16 protein-coding genes are annotated in these 15370 nt (G+C 64.8%); 13 read left to right on the forward strand and 3 right to left on the reverse strand.

Going from position 1 to position 15370, the window contains the following annotated elements:
- Positions 1–1145 (reverse strand): cytochrome b/b6 domain-containing protein (locus tag AC2FM3_RS09610; RefSeq protein ID WP_496681063.1); only part of this gene is annotated, 1145 nt, incomplete at its 3' end.
- Positions 1146–1316: 171 nt separating this feature from the next.
- Here AC2FM3_RS09610 and fabD point away from each other — a divergent pair.
- From fabD to mltG, 7 genes are all read left to right on the forward strand, one after another.
- On the forward strand, positions 1317–2255 hold the full coding sequence (gene fabD, locus AC2FM3_RS09615) for an ACP S-malonyltransferase (RefSeq protein ID WP_496681066.1): 939 nt from the start codon (positions 1317–1319) through the stop codon (positions 2253–2255).
- Between the two features lie 41 nt (positions 2256–2296).
- Positions 2297–3034, forward strand: coding sequence for a 3-oxoacyl-[acyl-carrier-protein] reductase (gene fabG / locus AC2FM3_RS09620; RefSeq protein ID WP_496681068.1), 738 nt, complete (start codon positions 2297–2299; stop codon positions 3032–3034).
- Between the two features lie 210 nt (positions 3035–3244).
- Positions 3245–3478 carry an acyl carrier protein gene (locus tag AC2FM3_RS09625; protein ID WP_005982462.1) on the forward strand — a complete coding sequence of 78 codons (234 nt, stop codon included), beginning with the start codon at positions 3245–3247 and terminating at the stop codon, positions 3476–3478.
- 139 nt (positions 3479–3617) lie between these two features.
- Positions 3618–4157, forward strand: coding sequence for a GNAT family N-acetyltransferase (locus AC2FM3_RS09630; protein WP_496681071.1), 540 nt, complete (start codon positions 3618–3620; stop codon positions 4155–4157).
- Between the two features lie 123 nt (positions 4158–4280).
- Complete coding sequence (locus AC2FM3_RS09635; protein WP_496681074.1) at positions 4281–5024, forward strand: 1-(5-phosphoribosyl)-5-[(5-phosphoribosylamino)methylideneamino]imidazole-4-carboxamide isomerase; 744 nt, start codon at positions 4281–4283, stop codon at positions 5022–5024.
- A gap of 194 nt (positions 5025–5218) precedes the next feature.
- The gene (gene fabF / locus AC2FM3_RS09640) at positions 5219–6484 is read left to right on the forward strand and encodes a beta-ketoacyl-ACP synthase II (protein ID WP_496681077.1); all 1266 of its coding nucleotides are present in this window, start codon (positions 5219–5221) and stop codon (positions 6482–6484) included.
- Complete coding sequence (gene mltG, locus AC2FM3_RS09645; RefSeq protein ID WP_496681079.1) at positions 6485–7645, forward strand: endolytic transglycosylase MltG; 1161 nt, start codon at positions 6485–6487, stop codon at positions 7643–7645. It begins immediately after the preceding gene.
- A 121-nt stretch (positions 7646–7766) separates the two neighbouring features.
- On the opposite strand, the gene AC2FM3_RS09650 is transcribed toward mltG, so the two are convergent.
- A complete protein-coding gene (locus tag AC2FM3_RS09650; RefSeq protein WP_496681082.1) occupies positions 7767–9017 on the reverse strand; it encodes a DEAD/DEAH box helicase in 1251 nt (416 codons plus the stop codon).
- Between the two features lie 518 nt (positions 9018–9535).
- Between AC2FM3_RS09650 and AC2FM3_RS09655 the strand changes: the two genes are divergently transcribed.
- Positions 9536–9880, forward strand: a complete 345-nt coding sequence (locus AC2FM3_RS09655) for a hypothetical protein (RefSeq protein ID WP_496681085.1) — start codon at positions 9536–9538, stop codon at positions 9878–9880.
- Complete coding sequence (locus tag AC2FM3_RS09660; protein ID WP_496681087.1) at positions 9789–11159, forward strand: DNA-packaging protein; 1371 nt, start codon at positions 9789–9791, stop codon at positions 11157–11159. The genes AC2FM3_RS09655 and AC2FM3_RS09660 overlap by 92 nt, the downstream gene beginning before the upstream one ends.
- Here AC2FM3_RS09660 and AC2FM3_RS09665 read toward each other — a convergent pair whose 3' ends face one another.
- On the reverse strand, positions 11160–12002 hold the full coding sequence (locus AC2FM3_RS09665) for an SDR family NAD(P)-dependent oxidoreductase (protein ID WP_496681090.1): 843 nt from the start codon (positions 12000–12002) through the stop codon (positions 11160–11162).
- 192 nt (positions 12003–12194) lie between these two features.
- On the opposite strand from AC2FM3_RS09665, the gene AC2FM3_RS09670 reads away from it, so the two are divergent.
- Genes AC2FM3_RS09670 through AC2FM3_RS09685 form a run of 4 tightly spaced genes read left to right on the forward strand, consistent with a single transcriptional unit; the run spans position 12195 to position 15369 of the window.
- A complete protein-coding gene (locus AC2FM3_RS09670; RefSeq protein WP_496681091.1) occupies positions 12195–13367 on the forward strand; it encodes a phage portal protein in 1173 nt (390 codons plus the stop codon).
- The gene (locus AC2FM3_RS09675) at positions 13360–13584 is read left to right on the forward strand and encodes a GTA head formation protein, RCAP_rcc01685 family (RefSeq protein ID WP_093962401.1); all 225 of its coding nucleotides are present in this window, start codon (positions 13360–13362) and stop codon (positions 13582–13584) included. The genes AC2FM3_RS09670 and AC2FM3_RS09675 overlap by 8 nt, the downstream gene beginning before the upstream one ends.
- Before the next feature lie 26 nt (positions 13585–13610).
- The gene (locus tag AC2FM3_RS09680) at positions 13611–14156 is read left to right on the forward strand and encodes an HK97 family phage prohead protease (RefSeq protein ID WP_496681094.1); all 546 of its coding nucleotides are present in this window, start codon (positions 13611–13613) and stop codon (positions 14154–14156) included.
- A 34-nt stretch (positions 14157–14190) separates the two neighbouring features.
- Complete coding sequence (locus AC2FM3_RS09685; protein WP_496681095.1) at positions 14191–15369, forward strand: phage major capsid protein; 1179 nt, start codon at positions 14191–14193, stop codon at positions 15367–15369.
- Position 15370: the final 1 nt, after the last annotated feature.

Below are 15370 nucleotides of genomic sequence, written 5' to 3' on the forward strand. Positions count from 1 at the left end.
ATGCCGAAATCCAGCCGATTCAGATCGACCGAGCCTGACATCCGCGCTGTGTCGCCCTGCAGGTCGAGGGCGAAGGGCAGCACGATGTCGACGGACTGGCCGCGGATGGTCAAAGGGCCACGCGCCTCGTAGCCGGTCTCGGTCTTGACCAGAACGGCCTGGAACCGGGCGGTGGGAAATTGGGCAGCGTCGAAGAAATCGGGGGCCATGGCCTGATCTGTCACGCTGCCCAGGCTCAGCGAGCCGATCGACACCGTAACGTCCACGGTCCCCGCCGGCCCCGGCGCACCAGGGTCGTCGAAGGTGATGGCGGCCGTCCAATCGGCAAACCGGCCGGTCACCGGGTTGCCCAACTGGGTGATCGTGATCGCCAGTTCGCCGTCCTGCACCTGCCAGTCCGATTGAACCTCTGCCAATTCTGTAGAGCCAGCATCGGCCTGAGTCCCGGCGCCAAGCATCCCGGTCGCCCAGCCGCCCGCCAGTACCGCGACCCAGACGACCGCTGCCGCGGCTGCCGGCGCCGCAGAATGTGTCTGGTCGGGCGGGGTCGGCGCGTCGGACCGCCCCGGCAGCATCCGGCGCAGGGTCGAATCCTTATCGATGACGTGGTGCTTGAGCGCTCCCGCCACGTGCAGAAACACGGCGACCACCAGCACCAGCATGAACAGCCAATGCAGCGCGGCCATCAATTCGGCGAGGTGCGGAGATTTCGGCACCAGCGGCAGGTTCTGTCCGAATGGCCACAGGATGGGCGCAAAGCCCTCGGTCGCGGCATGGTCGATCCAGCCCGACAGCGGAACCAGCACCAAAGACCCGTACAGCAGCCAATGCACCGCATCGGCGGCGAAGGCCTCGGGCTTGTTGTCGGCGTTCAGCAGACCCGGCTTGGGTTGGCTGAGCGCCCACAGGATGCGCGCCAGTGCCACGAAGAACACCGTGATCCCTACGGTCTTGTGCAGCGAAAACAGGCGGGCGGCGCGGGCGATGTCGGCCTCGGACGAGGGGATCGCCGGGTCTGAGATCGCATGTGCCAGGTCATTGGCGATCCAGCCGAGCGGTAGCGCGGTAAAGATCAGCAGGGCTGTCACCCAGTGAAAGGTCTTGGTCACGCTGCCATAGCTAGCAGGGGTGTTGGTCAGGGGCATGGGTGGTACGCTCCGGAATTGGCTTCTGCGCCAAGGTAGCGGCCCCGCGGGGCGACACAATAGCGTGCTGCGCACAGACAGGGTGCCATAATGCAGAGTGCAGGCAAAGCTTGTGCCAGACCGCCACTCGGTTTACACCCCGCGCAACCTGACGTCATCCAAGAGGTCGCAATGACAATCGCGTTTGTTTTTCCGGGGCAGGGCGCCCAGACCATCGGCATGGGCAAGGCGCTGGCCGATACCTATCCCGCCGCCAAAGCCGTGTTCGACGAGGTGGACGAGGCGCTGGGCGAGAAGCTGAGTACCCTGATCTGGGAGGGCGACATCGAAACCCTGACCCTGACGCAGAACGCGCAGCCGGCGCTGATGGCCACGTCGATTGCGGCGATGCGCGCGCTGGAGTTCGAGGGCGTTCAGGTCACTCGGGCGGCTTTCGTCGCGGGCCATTCCTTGGGTGAATATTCGGCTCTGGCTGCGGCCGGCGCGCTCAGCGTGGCCGACACGGCTCGCCTGTTGCGCACCCGCGGTCAGGCCATGCAAAGCGCCGTGCCGGTGGGCGAGGGCGCGATGGCTGCGATCTTGGGGCTGGACCTGGATGCGGTGCGTGCCGTGGCCGAGGAAGCGGCACAGGGCGACGTGTGCCAAGCCGCCAACGACAACGATCCCACGCAGGTCGTGGTGTCGGGGGCGAAGGCTGCCGTCGAACGCGCGGCCGAGATCGCGAAGGCAAGGGGCGCCAAGCGCGCCGTGATGCTGCCGGTCAGCGCCCCGTTCCATTGCGCCCTAATGCAGCCCGCCGCCGAAGTGATGGCCGAAGCGCTGGCAAGCGTCGAAATCAAGGCGCCGGCTGTTCCTCTGGTGGCCAATGTCCGCGCCGAGGCGGTGACCGATCCCGACCTGATCCGTCAATTGCTGGTCGAACAGGTCACCGGATCGGTCCGCTGGCGCGAATCCGTTCAGTACATGGTGGCCCAGGGCGTGACCGAAGCTTGGGAGATAGGCGCGGGCAAGGCGCTGTCGGGCATGATCCGCAAGATCGATCGGGCCGTGGCCTGCACCGCCGTTGGCACGCCGGAAGACGTTCAAAAAGCGCTGCAGGCAGGCGAATAACCTAAAGTTGGTCCGACAGGACACTCGAAAAGGATACAGGTATGTTTGATTTGACTGGAAAATGCGCTCTGATCACCGGGGCTTCGGGCGGGATCGGGGGCGAGATCGCACGAACCTTGCACGCCGCAGGGGCCACTGTGGGCCTGTCGGGCACGCGCGTAGAGCCGCTGCAGAAACTGGCGGATGAACTGGGCGAGCGTGCTCATGTCCTGCCGTGCAACCTGGGTGACGCCGAGGCCGTGGCCGCGCTGCCGAAGCAGGCCGCCGAGGCCATGGGGTCCGTTGATATTCTGGTCAACAACGCAGGGATAACCCGCGACAACATTTTCATGCGCATGTCTGATGAGGAATGGCAGAGCGTGATCGACGTGAACCTGACCGCGACAGCCAAGCTGTGCAAAGGCGTTCTGCGGGGCATGATGAAGGCGCGTTGGGGGCGCATCATCAACATCTCGTCCGTTGTCGGTGCAACCGGCAACCCGGGTCAGGTGAACTATGCCGCGTCCAAGGCGGGCATGGTCGGCATGACCAAGTCGCTGGCCTACGAGGTCGCAAGCCGGGGCATAACAGCAAATGCGGTTGCGCCGGGTTTCATCACGACCGCGATGACCGAAAAGCTGACCGACGACCAGAAGGCCGGCATCCTGGCGCAGGTGCCCGCCGGTCGGATGGGCGAACCGTCGGAAATCGCGGCGGCCGTGCTGTATCTGGCAAGCCCCGAGGCGGGCTATGTGACCGGAACCACCTTGCATGTGAACGGCGGCATGGCCATGTTGTAGGCGCATCGCGGGGCAGGTGCGAAAGCGTTTGCCTCTTGCGTCGTCTGTGCTATAGGCGGCGCATGTAATTAGGGGCCGGGCGTTCAGGTCGGCCTTCTACTTTCCCGGAGACCCGGGACCCAAACCGCCCGGATCGGGCAAATCAAGGCCACCCCGAGCGGGCAAGGGCAGAACCGGGCAGACCGCCCTGAAATGGAATGAGGAATAGACATGAGCGACGTCGCAGATCGCGTTAAAAAGATCGTTGTTGAGCACCTGGGTGTTGAAGAGGACAAAGTCACCGAGAACGCGTCCTTCATCGACGATCTGGGCGCGGACAGCCTGGACACCGTTGAACTGGTCATGGCTTTCGAAGAAGAGTTCGGCATCGAGATCCCCGATGATGCAGCCGAAACCATCCAGACCTTCGGCGACGCCGTGAAGTTCATCAGCGAAGCTTCCTGATCGCTTTGAATTATTGGGAAAACGGCGCTTCCGGGCAACGGAGGCGCCGTTTTTCTTTGCGCCGGCCATTTCCGGCTTGCCTCGCACGGCCAGGATTTGCTCTGCTCTGGATGTAGGCAGGTTCTGAACGGGCAAGGGCATGATAAGATCCACCCCGACGATCAATACCGCGCGGCTGACCCTGCGCGGGATGCGACCCGAGGATTTCGAGCGGTTCGCCCAGATCTGGCGCGACCCAGATGTCGTGCGTCATATCGGCGGCAAGCCCCGCACACGCGGCGAGGCCTGGGATTCCTTTCTACGCAATGCGGGCCATTGGCAGATGGCCGGGTTCGGCCAATGGGGCGTGCTGCTGCAATCGAATCGCACTTTGATAGGTCAGGCGGGGTTCTTTTTCGGCAACCGCTGTCTGGGCGAGGACTTCGACACCTTCCCCGAAGCCGGCTGGGTCCTGGCGCCCGAGGCGCATGGGCAAGGCTACGGGTTCGAGGCCGCGCAGGCCGCGCATGACTGGTTCGACCGGATCATGCCGGGCCCGCTGGTGGCGATGATAGATGCCAAGCATCAACCGTCGCAGCGACTGGCCGCCAGGCTGGGCTATGTCGCACTGCGCGAAACCCGGTTTCGCGACACGACCGTCAAACTGTTTCGTCGGGATGGCCCGCCCGCGCGTTTCTGAAACGCAACTTTCCGCTTGTTGCCGCAAATGGCTCTCGGTTTGCCGAAACTGGGAAGCGAAGGCCGTTGGCGGCCGCCTATGCTATCGTGGAAATCCGGAACGACTGGGCAGAGGAGTTGGCTCATGAGGATCTATCCCACGATGGAATTGCAGAATGGGCGGTGCGTCACCTTGGAAAAGGGCCGCTTGGACGAGGCGCTGATCTGGCATGTCGATCCGGTGGAAACCGCCCAAGGCTGGGCCGCATCGGGGGCGGAATGGATGCACCTGACCGATTTCGACGCGATCGAAGGTTGCGACACGAACTCTGTGCTTGTCGAGCAGATCATCCGCAGCGCCGAACTGCCTGTTCAACTGGCGGGCGGGTTCCGCTCGCGCGAGCAGGTCGAGCGTTGGATCGACAAAGGGGCGGGCCGCATCGTAATCGGCACCCTGGCGGCGCGTGATCCCCATCTGTTCAAAGAGTTGGCCAAGCTATACCCAGACCAGATCGTGTTGGCCGTGGACGTGTGGCAGGGTTACGTGATGACGGACGGCTGGCGCACCCAAAGTGCGTTCACCCCGGAGGCTTTCATCGAAGCGTTTGCCGATGCTCCGCTGGCTGCCATTCTGGTCACCGATATCGACAGCGACATGGAGGATGTCGAGGCGCAGCTGGGCCTGATTTCGGGGCTGGCCGCGCATTCGCGCACACCGGTGATCGCCAGCGGCGTCGTGCGCAGCAGCGACGACATCTCGCGTCTGGCGTACATCCCCAATATCTCGGGTGCTTTGGTCGGGCGGGCGCTGTTCCGCAAGACGGTCGACTTGTCCGAGGCTTTGGCGGTAGCCAAAACCGCCCATGAACCTGTAGCGCAATTCCAGTAACGCAACAAATCCGTCCGGGCCGCCTCTGACAGGTTGTCGGGGGCAGTTCCTGTAGTTTTGCCTTGGCCGTGCGCGGTGTGCGCCGCGAGGGCGGGCGGCAGGCTGCCTGTGCGGAATACGCTGTTGCTCTTGCCCCCGGACCCTTGGCCGGGGTATGAGCGGTTCTCAAACAGCAAGCAGGCAAGAGGCATTTCATGCGCAGAGTCGTTGTAACCGGTCTGGGATTGGTCACTCCACTGGCCAGCGGGGTCGAGGAAACCTGGTCGCGGCTGCTGGCCGGCGAGTCGGGTGCCGGCCCGATCACCTTGTTCGATGCCGAAGCCGCAGGGGTCACCACGACCTATGCCTGCGAAGTGCCGCGTGGCGATGGCACCGACGGGACCTTCAACCCCGATGACTGGATGCCGCCCAAGGAACAGCGCAAGATCGAGGATTTCATCCTGTATTCGATCGCTGCGGCCGAGATGGCCTGCAAGGACGCGAACTGGCTGCCCGAGGACGAGGAAGAGCGTCTGCGCACCGGCGTTCTGATCGGGTCAGGCATCGGCGGTCTGGGCTCGATCGCTGAGACCGCCAATCTGATCCGCGACAAGGGTCCGCGCCGCGTGTCGCCGTTTTTCATTCCGGGCGCGCTGATCAACCTGGCCTCGGGTCAGGTCTCGATCCGCTTTGGCTTCAAGGGTCCGAACCATTCGGTCGTGACCGCCTGTTCGACCGGTGCCCACGCGATCGGCGATGCCAGCCGTATCATCCGCTCGGGCGATGCCGACGTGATGATCGCCGGCGGCGGCGAGGGCTGCATCTGCGAGATCGGTATTGCCGGCTTCAACGCCTGCAAGGCGCTGTCGACCAAATATGCCGATAACCCCAAGGCCGCCAGCCGCCCCTATGACGTCGATCGCGACGGTTTCGTGATGGGCGAGGGCGCCGGAATCGTGGTTTTGGAAGAATACGAGCACGCCGTGGCCCGCGGCGCCAAGATCTATGCCGAGGTTCTGGGCTATGGCATGTCGGGCGACGCCTATCACATCACCGCGCCGGCCGAGGATGGCGACGGGGCGGAGCGCTCGATGAAGGCGGCGCTGCGCAACGCGGGGCTCGAGCCGAAGGATCTGGACTATATCAACGCGCATGGCACCTCGACCATGGCCGACACGATCGAATTGGCCGCGGTTGAACGCCTGCTGGGCGAATACGCTAGCAAGGCGACGATGAGTTCGACCAAATCGGCCACCGGTCACCTGCTGGGGGCCGCAGGCGCGATCGAGGCGATCTTCTCGATCCTGGCGATCCGCGATCAGGTGGCCCCGCCGACGATAAACCTGGACAACCCCGAGGTGGAAACGCCGATTGACCTGGCGCCGAATACCAAGCGCGAGCGTGAAATAAACGTGGCGCTGTCGAACTCGTTTGGGTTCGGCGGTACCAATGCCAGTGTGATTTTCGGAAAGGCGAAATAGATGTGGCGCGCGCTGGCCTCGAACATGCTGACCCTGCTGGTGGTCGGGATGTTCCTGCTGGGCGGGCTGATCCTGTGGGGGCAGTCGCAGTACAAGGCTGAAGGCCCTCTGGAAACCGCGATCTGCCTGCAGGTCAAAAGCGGTAGCAACATGACCGGCGTCAGCCGCCAGTTGGAAGATCAGGGCGCGATCAGCAGTGCCACGATCTTTCGCTTGGCCGCCGACTACACAGACAAGGCGCAGCGGCTGAAGGCGGGCAGCTTTCTGATCCCCGAAGGTGCCTCGATGGCCGAGATCATCGACGAGATCACCCGCAGCGGCGCCAGCACCTGTGGCACCGAGATCGAATATCGCATCGGCGTGACCCGGACGCAGATCCGCGTGCGTGAACTGGACCCGGCGACGCTGGAGTTTGTCGAGATCGCCTTGTTCGTGGTGGGTGAAGAGGACGCGCCGGAGATCTACCAGGAAAAGCGGAACAATCCTGACACGCGCTATCGCGTGTCCGTGGCCGAGGGTGTGACCAGCTGGCAGGTGGTCGAGGGGCTGAAGGCGGCGGACGCGTTGACCGGAGAGGTGGCCGAACTGCCGCCCGAAGGCATGCTGGCCCCCGACAGCTATGAGATTTCGCCCGGTGACGACCGCACCGCGCTGCTGCAACAGATGCAGGACACACAGCAGACCCGCATCGCTCAGGTCTGGGAGACCCGTCAAGACGGTCTGCCGATCGAGACGCCGGAGGAGATGCTGATCCTGGCCTCGATCATCGAGAAGGAGACCGGCATCCCGGAAGAGCGCGGCCAGGTGGCCAGCGTGTTCATCAACCGTTTGCGCAAGGGCATGAAGCTGCAGACCGATCCCACGGTGATCTATGGTGTGACCAAGGGGCAGGGCGTTCTGGGCCGGGGTCTGCGGCGCAGCGAACTGCGGCGGGCGACCCCGTGGAACACCTATCTGATCGATGGATTGCCGCCCACGCCGATTGCCAACCCGGGACTGGCCAGCTTGCAGGCCGCCGTCGCACCGGACGAGACCGACTATGTCTTCTTCGTGGCTGATGGAACCGGCGGACATGCCTTTGCGGAAACTCTGCAGGAGCACAACCGCAATGTCGCCAAGTGGCGTGAGATCGAGGCCGAAAGGAACGGGTCGGGGAACTGATCCGCGCGGGCCCGAGCAAGGGTGATCAGGCCGAATAAGACGATCTGTCTGGTTTGAACGTTCGACGAGTATTCAGGACTCGATGGCCGGCGCGCATGGGGGCATGCGCGCCGGTCTTTTGTTACGCCGCCGATTTGCGGCGCGGACGGCGCGGACGGTTCGCAGCGCAATTTGCGCCTTGCGGCTTTGGCCCACGGCGCCGATTGCGCTGACGTCCACCGGGTTTGGCAGTGGCCGCGGCCTCGGGGGCCGTTCCGCTGGCCACGGGAATTTCGATCTTCATCAGCTTCTGAATTTGACGCAGCAGATCGTATTCATCCGGGGCGCAGAAGGCGATGGCTTCGCCTTCGCGACCCGCACGCGCGGTGCGGCCGATTCGGTGGACATAGTTGTCGGGCACCTCGGGCAGGTCATAGTTGATCACATAGGCCACCCCCGGAATGTCGATGCCGCGGGCTGCCACATCGGTGGCGACCAGCACGGCGATCTCGCCCTCGCGGAAGGCTTTGATGGCGCGGTCGCGCTGGCCCTGGCTTTTGTTGCCGTGGATCGAGGCGGCGTTGTAGCCGTCGGCGACCAGCCCCTTCATCAGCTTTTCCGCGCCGTGCTTGGTGCGCGAAAACACCAGCGTCAGGGCCTCGGTGTCGCGCGAGAGGATCTCGCGCAGCTTGGCGGGTTTACCCGGCTTTTCAACGAAATGCACCGACTGGGTGATCTTGTCGGCCGCCTTGCCCGGAGGCGAGACCTGCACCCGTTGCGGGTTGGTCAGGTAGGCGCGGCTGAGTTCCTCCATCTGCTTGGGCATGGTGGCCGAGAACAGCATGGTCTGGCGCGGGGTGCCAAGTTCGGGCGCGATCCGGCGCAGGGCGTGGATGAAGCCCATGTCGAGCATCTGGTCGGCCTCGTCCAGCACCAAGTGCCGGACTTGGCCGAGATCCACCGCGCCGCGCTCCATCAGGTCGATCAGGCGCCCGGGGGTGGCGACGAGGATGTCGGTGCCGCGCGACAGGAACATGACCTGCTTGTTGATCGACTGCCCGCCGACGACGGTAGCCACGCGCAGTTTCGTCTTTTTGGTGAGCGTGCGCAGGCTGTCGGCGATCTGGTTCACCAGCTCGCGGGTGGGGGCGAGGATCAGGGCCTTGGCGGTTTTCGGCGCCGGTTTGCCGGGCTGGGCCAGAAGGTGGTCGATCAGCGGCAGGCCAAAGGCCAGCGTCTTGCCGGTGCCGGTCTGGGCGAGGCCCAGGATGTCATGACCTTCCAGGGCCAGCGGGATCGCCTGGTTCTGGATCGGGGTCGGTTGGGTGAATTTGGCGCGTTCAAGCGCGTCGTTCAGGGCTGGCGCAAGGCCAAGCATGTCGAAGTCGAACAAGTAGTCTTCCTTTGTGGTCCGCGCCTGCATCTGCAATGCGCGAACGAGAGTCACTGATCGCGCGGGATGCGCGACCGGCAGGGGTTGTGCGTGGCCTCGGGATCAGCAGGCGAATCCTGCGGCATCCGGCCGACGCGTCGAGAACCCTGCGTGAATGGGAACTGGAGATATGGGGCGCTGTCGGACCTCGGTTCTGATCCGCGTGCTCACGCGGCAGCGCTGCGGGACACATGAGGGCTGCGGCGTGGAATGTCAAGCCGCGTCGGCGGATTGGTGTGGAGCGGCGGCTTGTGTGGTATCTGGGCTGGGCCGTGTGAGGGGGTGGAAATTGAGATTTTGTTAACCCCGACAGTACGTTACCCGTTGCGCGCTGTTGCGCGGCACCTTGACATGGCGCACTGTTTCGCGTATAAGTTGTGTCATGCTAGAAGAAGTGGGCAACGGCCCCGGGGCAACCCGGCGGCCGTTTTTCATTTCTCTCGTGCGGAGATCACTCACGCATGAGGTCACAGGCAAACATGACTTTGATTACCCCGGAAGAGCGGATGTCCCGGACGGCCGAGCTGTTGCAGTCGTTGGAGGTGTCCATTTGCGGTTTGCGGCAAGCGGCGGAAGACCTGCGCAGGCGGATCGAGGCCGGGGAGGATGCAGACCTGGCGAGTTCAGCCAGACAACTCGGGCAGCTAGAGGGGCTGATCCGAAATTGCCAGAAAGTGGAGACAAGCTTTGTCGAACAATGTCAAAGACAAGCGGGAATCGCCCAAGGAGGCTATGCGCTCGACCTGGAGCGGGCCCGATCTGAGATCGGGTGCCGATTGGCTCGCCTCCGCGCCTGCTGCGGTGCGGGACAGATTTCTGAGTGAGATCGGGGAGGGGGGGCTGTGTGCCCTCCCTTTCCTGTTCGAGTTCTGGGCACTGCCGCATCAACTGCCGCCCGAGGGCGACTGGAGGTCCTGGGTCATCATGGGCGGGCGCGGCGCGGGCAAGACGCGGGCCGGGGCCGAGTGGGTGCGACAGGCGGTCGAGGGGGGCAAACCTTTCGACGAGGGCGAGGCCCGGCGCGTGGCCCTGGTGGGCGAGACCTTTGACCAAGTGCGTGACGTGATGATCTTTGGCGACAGCGGGATCATGCAGTGCTCTCCGCCTGACCGGCGGCCGCAGTGGAAGGCATCGGAACGCAAACTGGTCTGGCCCAACGGGGCCGAGGCGCAGGCGTTTTCGGCGCATGATCCCGAGGGGCTGCGGGGGCCGCAATTCGATGCGGCCTGGGTGGATGAGTTGGCCAAGTGGAAAAAGGCGGGCGAGACCTGGGACATGCTGCAATTCGCGTTGCGTCTGGGGGAGCGGCCGCGGGTCTGCATCACCACGACGCCGCGCAACGTGAAGGTTTTGAAGGATCTGCTGGCTGCGCCGTCGACGGTGATGACCCATGCGCCGACCGAGGCGAACCGGGCCAACCTGGCGGAGTCATTTCTGGAGGAGGTGCGCGCGCGTTATGCGGGCACGCGGCTGGGGCGGCAGGAGTTGGACGGCGTGCTGCTGGCCGATGCCGAGGGGGCGTTGTGGACCGGCTCGATGTTGGATGCGGCGCGGGTCAAGGCGGTGCCCGAGCTGGACCGCGTGGTGGTGGCGCTGGACCCGGCGGTGACGGGCGGTTCTGGCGCGGATGCCTGCGGGATCTTGGTGGTCGGCGCGCAACTGCAGGGGCCGCCCGAGGACTGGCGCGCCTATGTGCTGGCCGACCGGACGGTGCAGGGCGCGGGCCCGGCAGGCTGGGCGCGCGCGGCGATCGACGCGATGGACGAATTCGGGGCCGAGCGGCTGGTGGCCGAGGTCAATCAGGGCGGGCAGTTGGTAGAAGAGGTGGTGCGGCAGGTGGACCCTCTGGTCCCGTTCCGGGCGGTGCGGGCCTCGCGCGGGAAGGTGGCGCGGGCCGAGCCGGTGGCGGCGCTCTATGAGCAGGGGCGGGTGTTCCATGTGGCCGGGTTGGAGGCGCTGGAGGAGCAGATGTGCCAGATGACCGCGCGGGGGTTTGAGGGGCAGGGCTCGGCCGACCGGGTCGACGCGCTGGTCTGGGCGCTGCATGAACTGGTGGTGGGACCGGCGGCGGCATACCGGCGGCCCAGGGTGCGGGTTTTGTGATCAGCCCTTGGGCTTTTCGAACTTCGCGAAGGCCTCGGCATAGTCGGGGTGCCAGCGCGAGAGGGCGGGGCGGTTGTGGATGATGTCCTCGGCGGCCCATTGAACACGGCGGCGGTCGCGTTCGGCATCGACGTCGTTGTCGGGGCAGAGGATGTAGAAGTCGCCGTGGGCCATGCGGTCCAAGAAATAGTCGACGGTCTGCTCACTGGTCCAGGCGGCGGCCGGTTTTTCCGGCAGGAATGACGCGACCATGCCGGTATAGGTAAAGCCCGGAACGAAGAGATGCGCGGAGATCGGTGCGCCGGCCTCGCGCAGCTCGTGCGCGAGCTGTTCGGTCAGCGTTTTGACGGCGGCCTTGGACACGTTGTAGCCGGGGTTGCCCGGCGGGGTGGTGATCCCCTGCTTTGACCCGGTGTTGATGACGACCGCCGGGCGGTCAGCCTTGATCATGTGGGGCAAAAAGGCTTGGACGCCGCGCAGCACACCCAGAAAGTTCACGTCGAGAATTTTCTGCCAGTTGTCGAATGACTCCCATGTTTTCGTCGGCAGGCTGATCCCTGCATTGTTCATCAAAACGGCGACTTGCCCGGCGGCGAGAGCTGTATCAGCCAGGTTTTCCATGTCGGCTTGAGAGGTGACATCCGTCGGCACCGCGGTGATGTTTACCGCGTCAAAGCCTGCTTTGAGGTCTTCCGTCGTTTCGTCGAGCGCCTGTCCCGGAAGGTCGGCGAGTATGACGTCCAGCCCGGCTTGAGCAAAACGCTGTGCCGCGACGCGCCCGACTCCACTGGCGGCGCCGGTCACGACGGCGATCCCGCCGGTTTCAATTGCACGTTTGTACATGACTGGTCCCTCCTGATAGATTGACGACGAGGGTAGCGCATTTCTGGTTGATGCCGAGGTAAAACCTGAAGGCATAGGCTCCTACGCCGTTGCGCAGCCGCCGTACGCCCCATTCCCGAGGCTTAAAGATCTTTCCGTCATAACTCCTTTCAACAAGCCGGGCAGAGCGGCGGCAGAAAGGAGCATCTGGACATGGTATTCGATTTCTTGCGTCGTGGATCGGCTGAGATGGCCCCCGAGGCAAAAGCAAGCGCAGCCGGGCCGGTGGTGGCCTGGCAGACCGGAGGTCGCGTTGCCTGGAGCCCGCGGGACACAGCCTCGCTGACGCGCACCGGGTTTTCCGGCAACCCGGTGGGGTTCCGGTCGGTCAAGCTGATTGCCGAGGCCGCGGCGGCGCTGCCTCTGGTGCTGCAGGACGACGCGCAACGGTACGAGACGCACCCGGTTCTGCGCCTGATGCGCCGTCCGAACGCGGCGCAGGGCAAGGCCGAGCTGCTGGAGGCGCTATTCGGGCAGTTGCTGCTGTCGGGCAACGCCTATGTCGAGGCGGTGCAGGCCGAGGGCGGGCTGCCGGTCGAGCTGCATGTGCTGCGCTCGGAACGGATGAGCGTGGTGCCGGGGGCGGATGGCTGGCCCAGGGCCTATGACTACACCGCCGGGGGCAAGACGCACCGGTTCCCGGCCGAAGCCATCTGCCATATCAAGTCGTTCCACCCGCAGGATGACCACTATGGCTTTTCGCCCCTGCAGGCGGCGGCGATGGCAATCGACGTGCACAACAGCGCCTCGCGCTGGTCGAAATCGCTGTTGGACAATGCCGCGCGGCCCTCGGGGGCGCTGGTGTGGAAGGGCGGCGACGGGCAGGGCGTGATGGCCGAGGAACAGTTCCGCCGTCTGAGCGACGAGATCGAGGCGAACTATCGCGGCGCGCGCAACGCCGGGCGTCCGATGGTTCTGGAAGGCGGGCTGGATTGGAAGCCGATGGGCTTTTCGCCCTCGGACATGGAGTTTCAGAAGACCAAGGAAGCCGCCGCCCGCGAGATCGCGCTGGCCTTTGGTGTCCCGCCGATGCTGCTGGGGATCCAGGGCGACGCGACCTATTCGAACTATCAGGAGGCCAACCGGGCGTTCTATCGCCTGACCGTTCTGCCCCTGGTGACGCGGGTGGCGGCGGCGTTGTCGGACTGGCTGTCGGGCTTTACCGGCGAAGATCTGGTGCTGAAGCCCGATCTGGACCAGGTGCCGGCGCTGGCGGCGGAACGCGATGCGCAATGGGCGCGGGTGGCCAATGCCGATTTCCTGACCGATGCCGAAAAGCGTGCTCTGCTGGGCCTGCCGGCGCTGGCGGAGACGGCGGATGGCTGACACGCCGGGATATCCGCCCTTTGACTGCGCGCCGGGCCTGCGCCTGGCCGCGCACGAGAGGGTGGCCGAGATCCAGCATGCGCATCTGTGCAGGCGGCTGGATCAGATCGAGGAAATGATGGAACGGCTGGAGCGGCGGTTGTGGCTGACGGTCTATGGCGTGGCGGCGGTGATCCTAGCGCAGGCGTTCCAGTCATTCCTGACGGTAGCGCCATGAATTCAGTGGCTTACGAGGAGTTTTTCATGGATTTGGAACGCAAGTTCGCGCGGTTCGGCGATGGGCTGTCGGTGACCGAGGACGCGGTGATCGAGGGCTATGCCAGCCTGTTCGGCCAGGTCGATCAGGGCCGCGACGTGGTGCAGAAAGGTGCCTATGCCGTATCGCTGGCCGGGCTGAGGGCGGCCGGTCAGCGGGTCAAGATGCTCTGGCAGCACGATCCGACGCAGCCCATCGGCGTGTGGGACGAGGTGCGCGAGGATGAGCGCGGGCTGTGGGTCAAGGGGCGGTTGCTGGAAAGCACCCAGAAGGGGCGCGAAGCGGCCGAGCTGATCCGCGCGGGTGCGCTGGACGGGCTGTCGATCGGCTATCGCACAAAGCGGGCCGTGAAGGATGACAAGGGCCGGCGGCTCTTGACGGAACTGGAGCTGTGGGAGGTGTCGCTGGTGACCTTCCCGATGCTGCCCAGTGCGCGGGTGGCGGCAAAGGGGACGGACCCCGATGCCGAGGACACCTGGCGCAGTATTGCCGAGGTGTTCGAGAACGCCCGGCAGGAGCTGGCGCGAACCTAGCGCGCCTCAACCCCCACCCAGAAAGGAAGTGCTGATGAGCAAGACCGAGACCGCGGCCTTGACCGGAGAGGGTGTGCCCCTGGTTCAGGAGGTGAAGCAGGCGATGGCTGGCTTCGTGAGTGAATTCAAAGGCCTGAAGGCTGAAGTTCAACATAAACTGCAACAGACAGAAGAGCGACTGACCATGCTGGATCGTAAATCAACCATCGCGGCGCGCCCGCATCTTGCGGCCTCGACCCTGGACGAAGCGCCGCACCAGAAGGCCTTTGACGCCTATGTGCGCTCGGGCGACGACGATGCCCTGCGCGGGCTGGAGATGGAGGCCAAATCGCTGTCGACGGCCGTCAACAGCGATGGCGGCTACCTGGTCGATCCGCAGACCGCCGAGATGATCAAGTCGGTGCTGAAATCCACCGCGTCGATCCGCTCGATCGCGTCGGTCGTGAATGTCGAGGCCAATTCGTTCGACGTGCTGATCGACCACACCGATGTGGGCGCGGGCTGGGCCGATGAAACCGCGGCCGCCCCCGAGACCGGCACCCCGTCGATCGACCGCATCTCGATCCCGCTGCACGAGCTGAGCGCGCTGCCCAAGGCCTCGCAGCGGCTGCTGGATGACAGCGCATTCGACGTCGAGGGCTGGCTGGCGGGCCGTATCGCCGACAAGTTCGCCCGCGCCGAGGCGGCGGCCTTCATCAACGGCGACGGCATCGACAAGCCCAAGGGCATTCTGAGCCATCCGGCGGTGGATAATGAGGTCTGGACCTGGGGCAACCTGGGCTACGTGCCCACCGGTGTTGCGGGCGGCATCGATGCGGATGCGATCGTTGACGTGGTCTATGCGCTAGGCGCGCAGTACCGCGTGAATGGCACCTTCGTGATGAACTCGAAAACCGCGGGTGTAATCCGCAAGCTCAAGGATGCCGACGGCCGCTTCCTGTGGTCGGATGGCCTGGCCGCGGGTGAGCCTGCGCGACTGATGGGTTATCCGGTGCTGATCGCCGAGGACATGCCGGATCCGGGCACCGACAGCTTCTCGATCGCCTTCGGTGACTTCTCGGCCGGCTATACCATCGCCGAACGCCCCGACCTGCGCGTGCTGCGCGACCCGTTCAGCGCCAAGCCGCATGTCCTGTTCTACGCCACCAAGCGCGTGGGTGGCGACATCAGCGACTTTGCCGCGATCAAGCTGGTGAAATTCGGCACCGCCTAAG

This window comes from Ruegeria sp. BHSB172 (assembly GCF_059613165.1).

What these genes read in the sequence shown, in the direction of transcription:
- fabD (WP_496681066.1), top strand. Translation starts at nt 1,317, where the DNA reads ATGACAATCGCGTTTGTTTTTCCGGGGCAGGGCGCCCAGACCATCGGC.
- fabG (WP_496681068.1), top strand. Translation starts at nt 2,297, where the DNA reads ATGTTTGATTTGACTGGAAAATGCGCTCTGATCACCGGGGCTTCGGGC.
- AC2FM3_RS09625 (WP_005982462.1), top strand. Translation starts at nt 3,245, where the DNA reads ATGAGCGACGTCGCAGATCGCGTTAAAAAGATCGTTGTTGAGCACCTG.
- AC2FM3_RS09630 (WP_496681071.1), top strand. Translation starts at nt 3,618, where the DNA reads ATGATAAGATCCACCCCGACGATCAATACCGCGCGGCTGACCCTGCGC.
- AC2FM3_RS09635 (WP_496681074.1), top strand. Translation starts at nt 4,281, where the DNA reads ATGAGGATCTATCCCACGATGGAATTGCAGAATGGGCGGTGCGTCACC.
- fabF (WP_496681077.1), top strand. Translation starts at nt 5,219, where the DNA reads ATGCGCAGAGTCGTTGTAACCGGTCTGGGATTGGTCACTCCACTGGCC.
- mltG (WP_496681079.1), top strand. Translation starts at nt 6,485, where the DNA reads ATGTGGCGCGCGCTGGCCTCGAACATGCTGACCCTGCTGGTGGTCGGG.
- AC2FM3_RS09655 (WP_496681085.1), top strand. Translation starts at nt 9,536, where the DNA reads ATGACTTTGATTACCCCGGAAGAGCGGATGTCCCGGACGGCCGAGCTG.
- AC2FM3_RS09660 (WP_496681087.1), top strand. Translation starts at nt 9,789, where the DNA reads ATGCGCTCGACCTGGAGCGGGCCCGATCTGAGATCGGGTGCCGATTGG.
- AC2FM3_RS09665 (WP_496681090.1), bottom strand. Translation starts at nt 12,002, where the DNA reads ATGTACAAACGTGCAATTGAAACCGGCGGGATCGCCGTCGTGACCGGC.
- AC2FM3_RS09670 (WP_496681091.1), top strand. Translation starts at nt 12,195, where the DNA reads ATGGTATTCGATTTCTTGCGTCGTGGATCGGCTGAGATGGCCCCCGAG.
- AC2FM3_RS09675 (WP_093962401.1), top strand. Translation starts at nt 13,360, where the DNA reads ATGGCTGACACGCCGGGATATCCGCCCTTTGACTGCGCGCCGGGCCTG.
- AC2FM3_RS09680 (WP_496681094.1), top strand. Translation starts at nt 13,611, where the DNA reads ATGGATTTGGAACGCAAGTTCGCGCGGTTCGGCGATGGGCTGTCGGTG.
- AC2FM3_RS09685 (WP_496681095.1), top strand. Translation starts at nt 14,191, where the DNA reads ATGAGCAAGACCGAGACCGCGGCCTTGACCGGAGAGGGTGTGCCCCTG.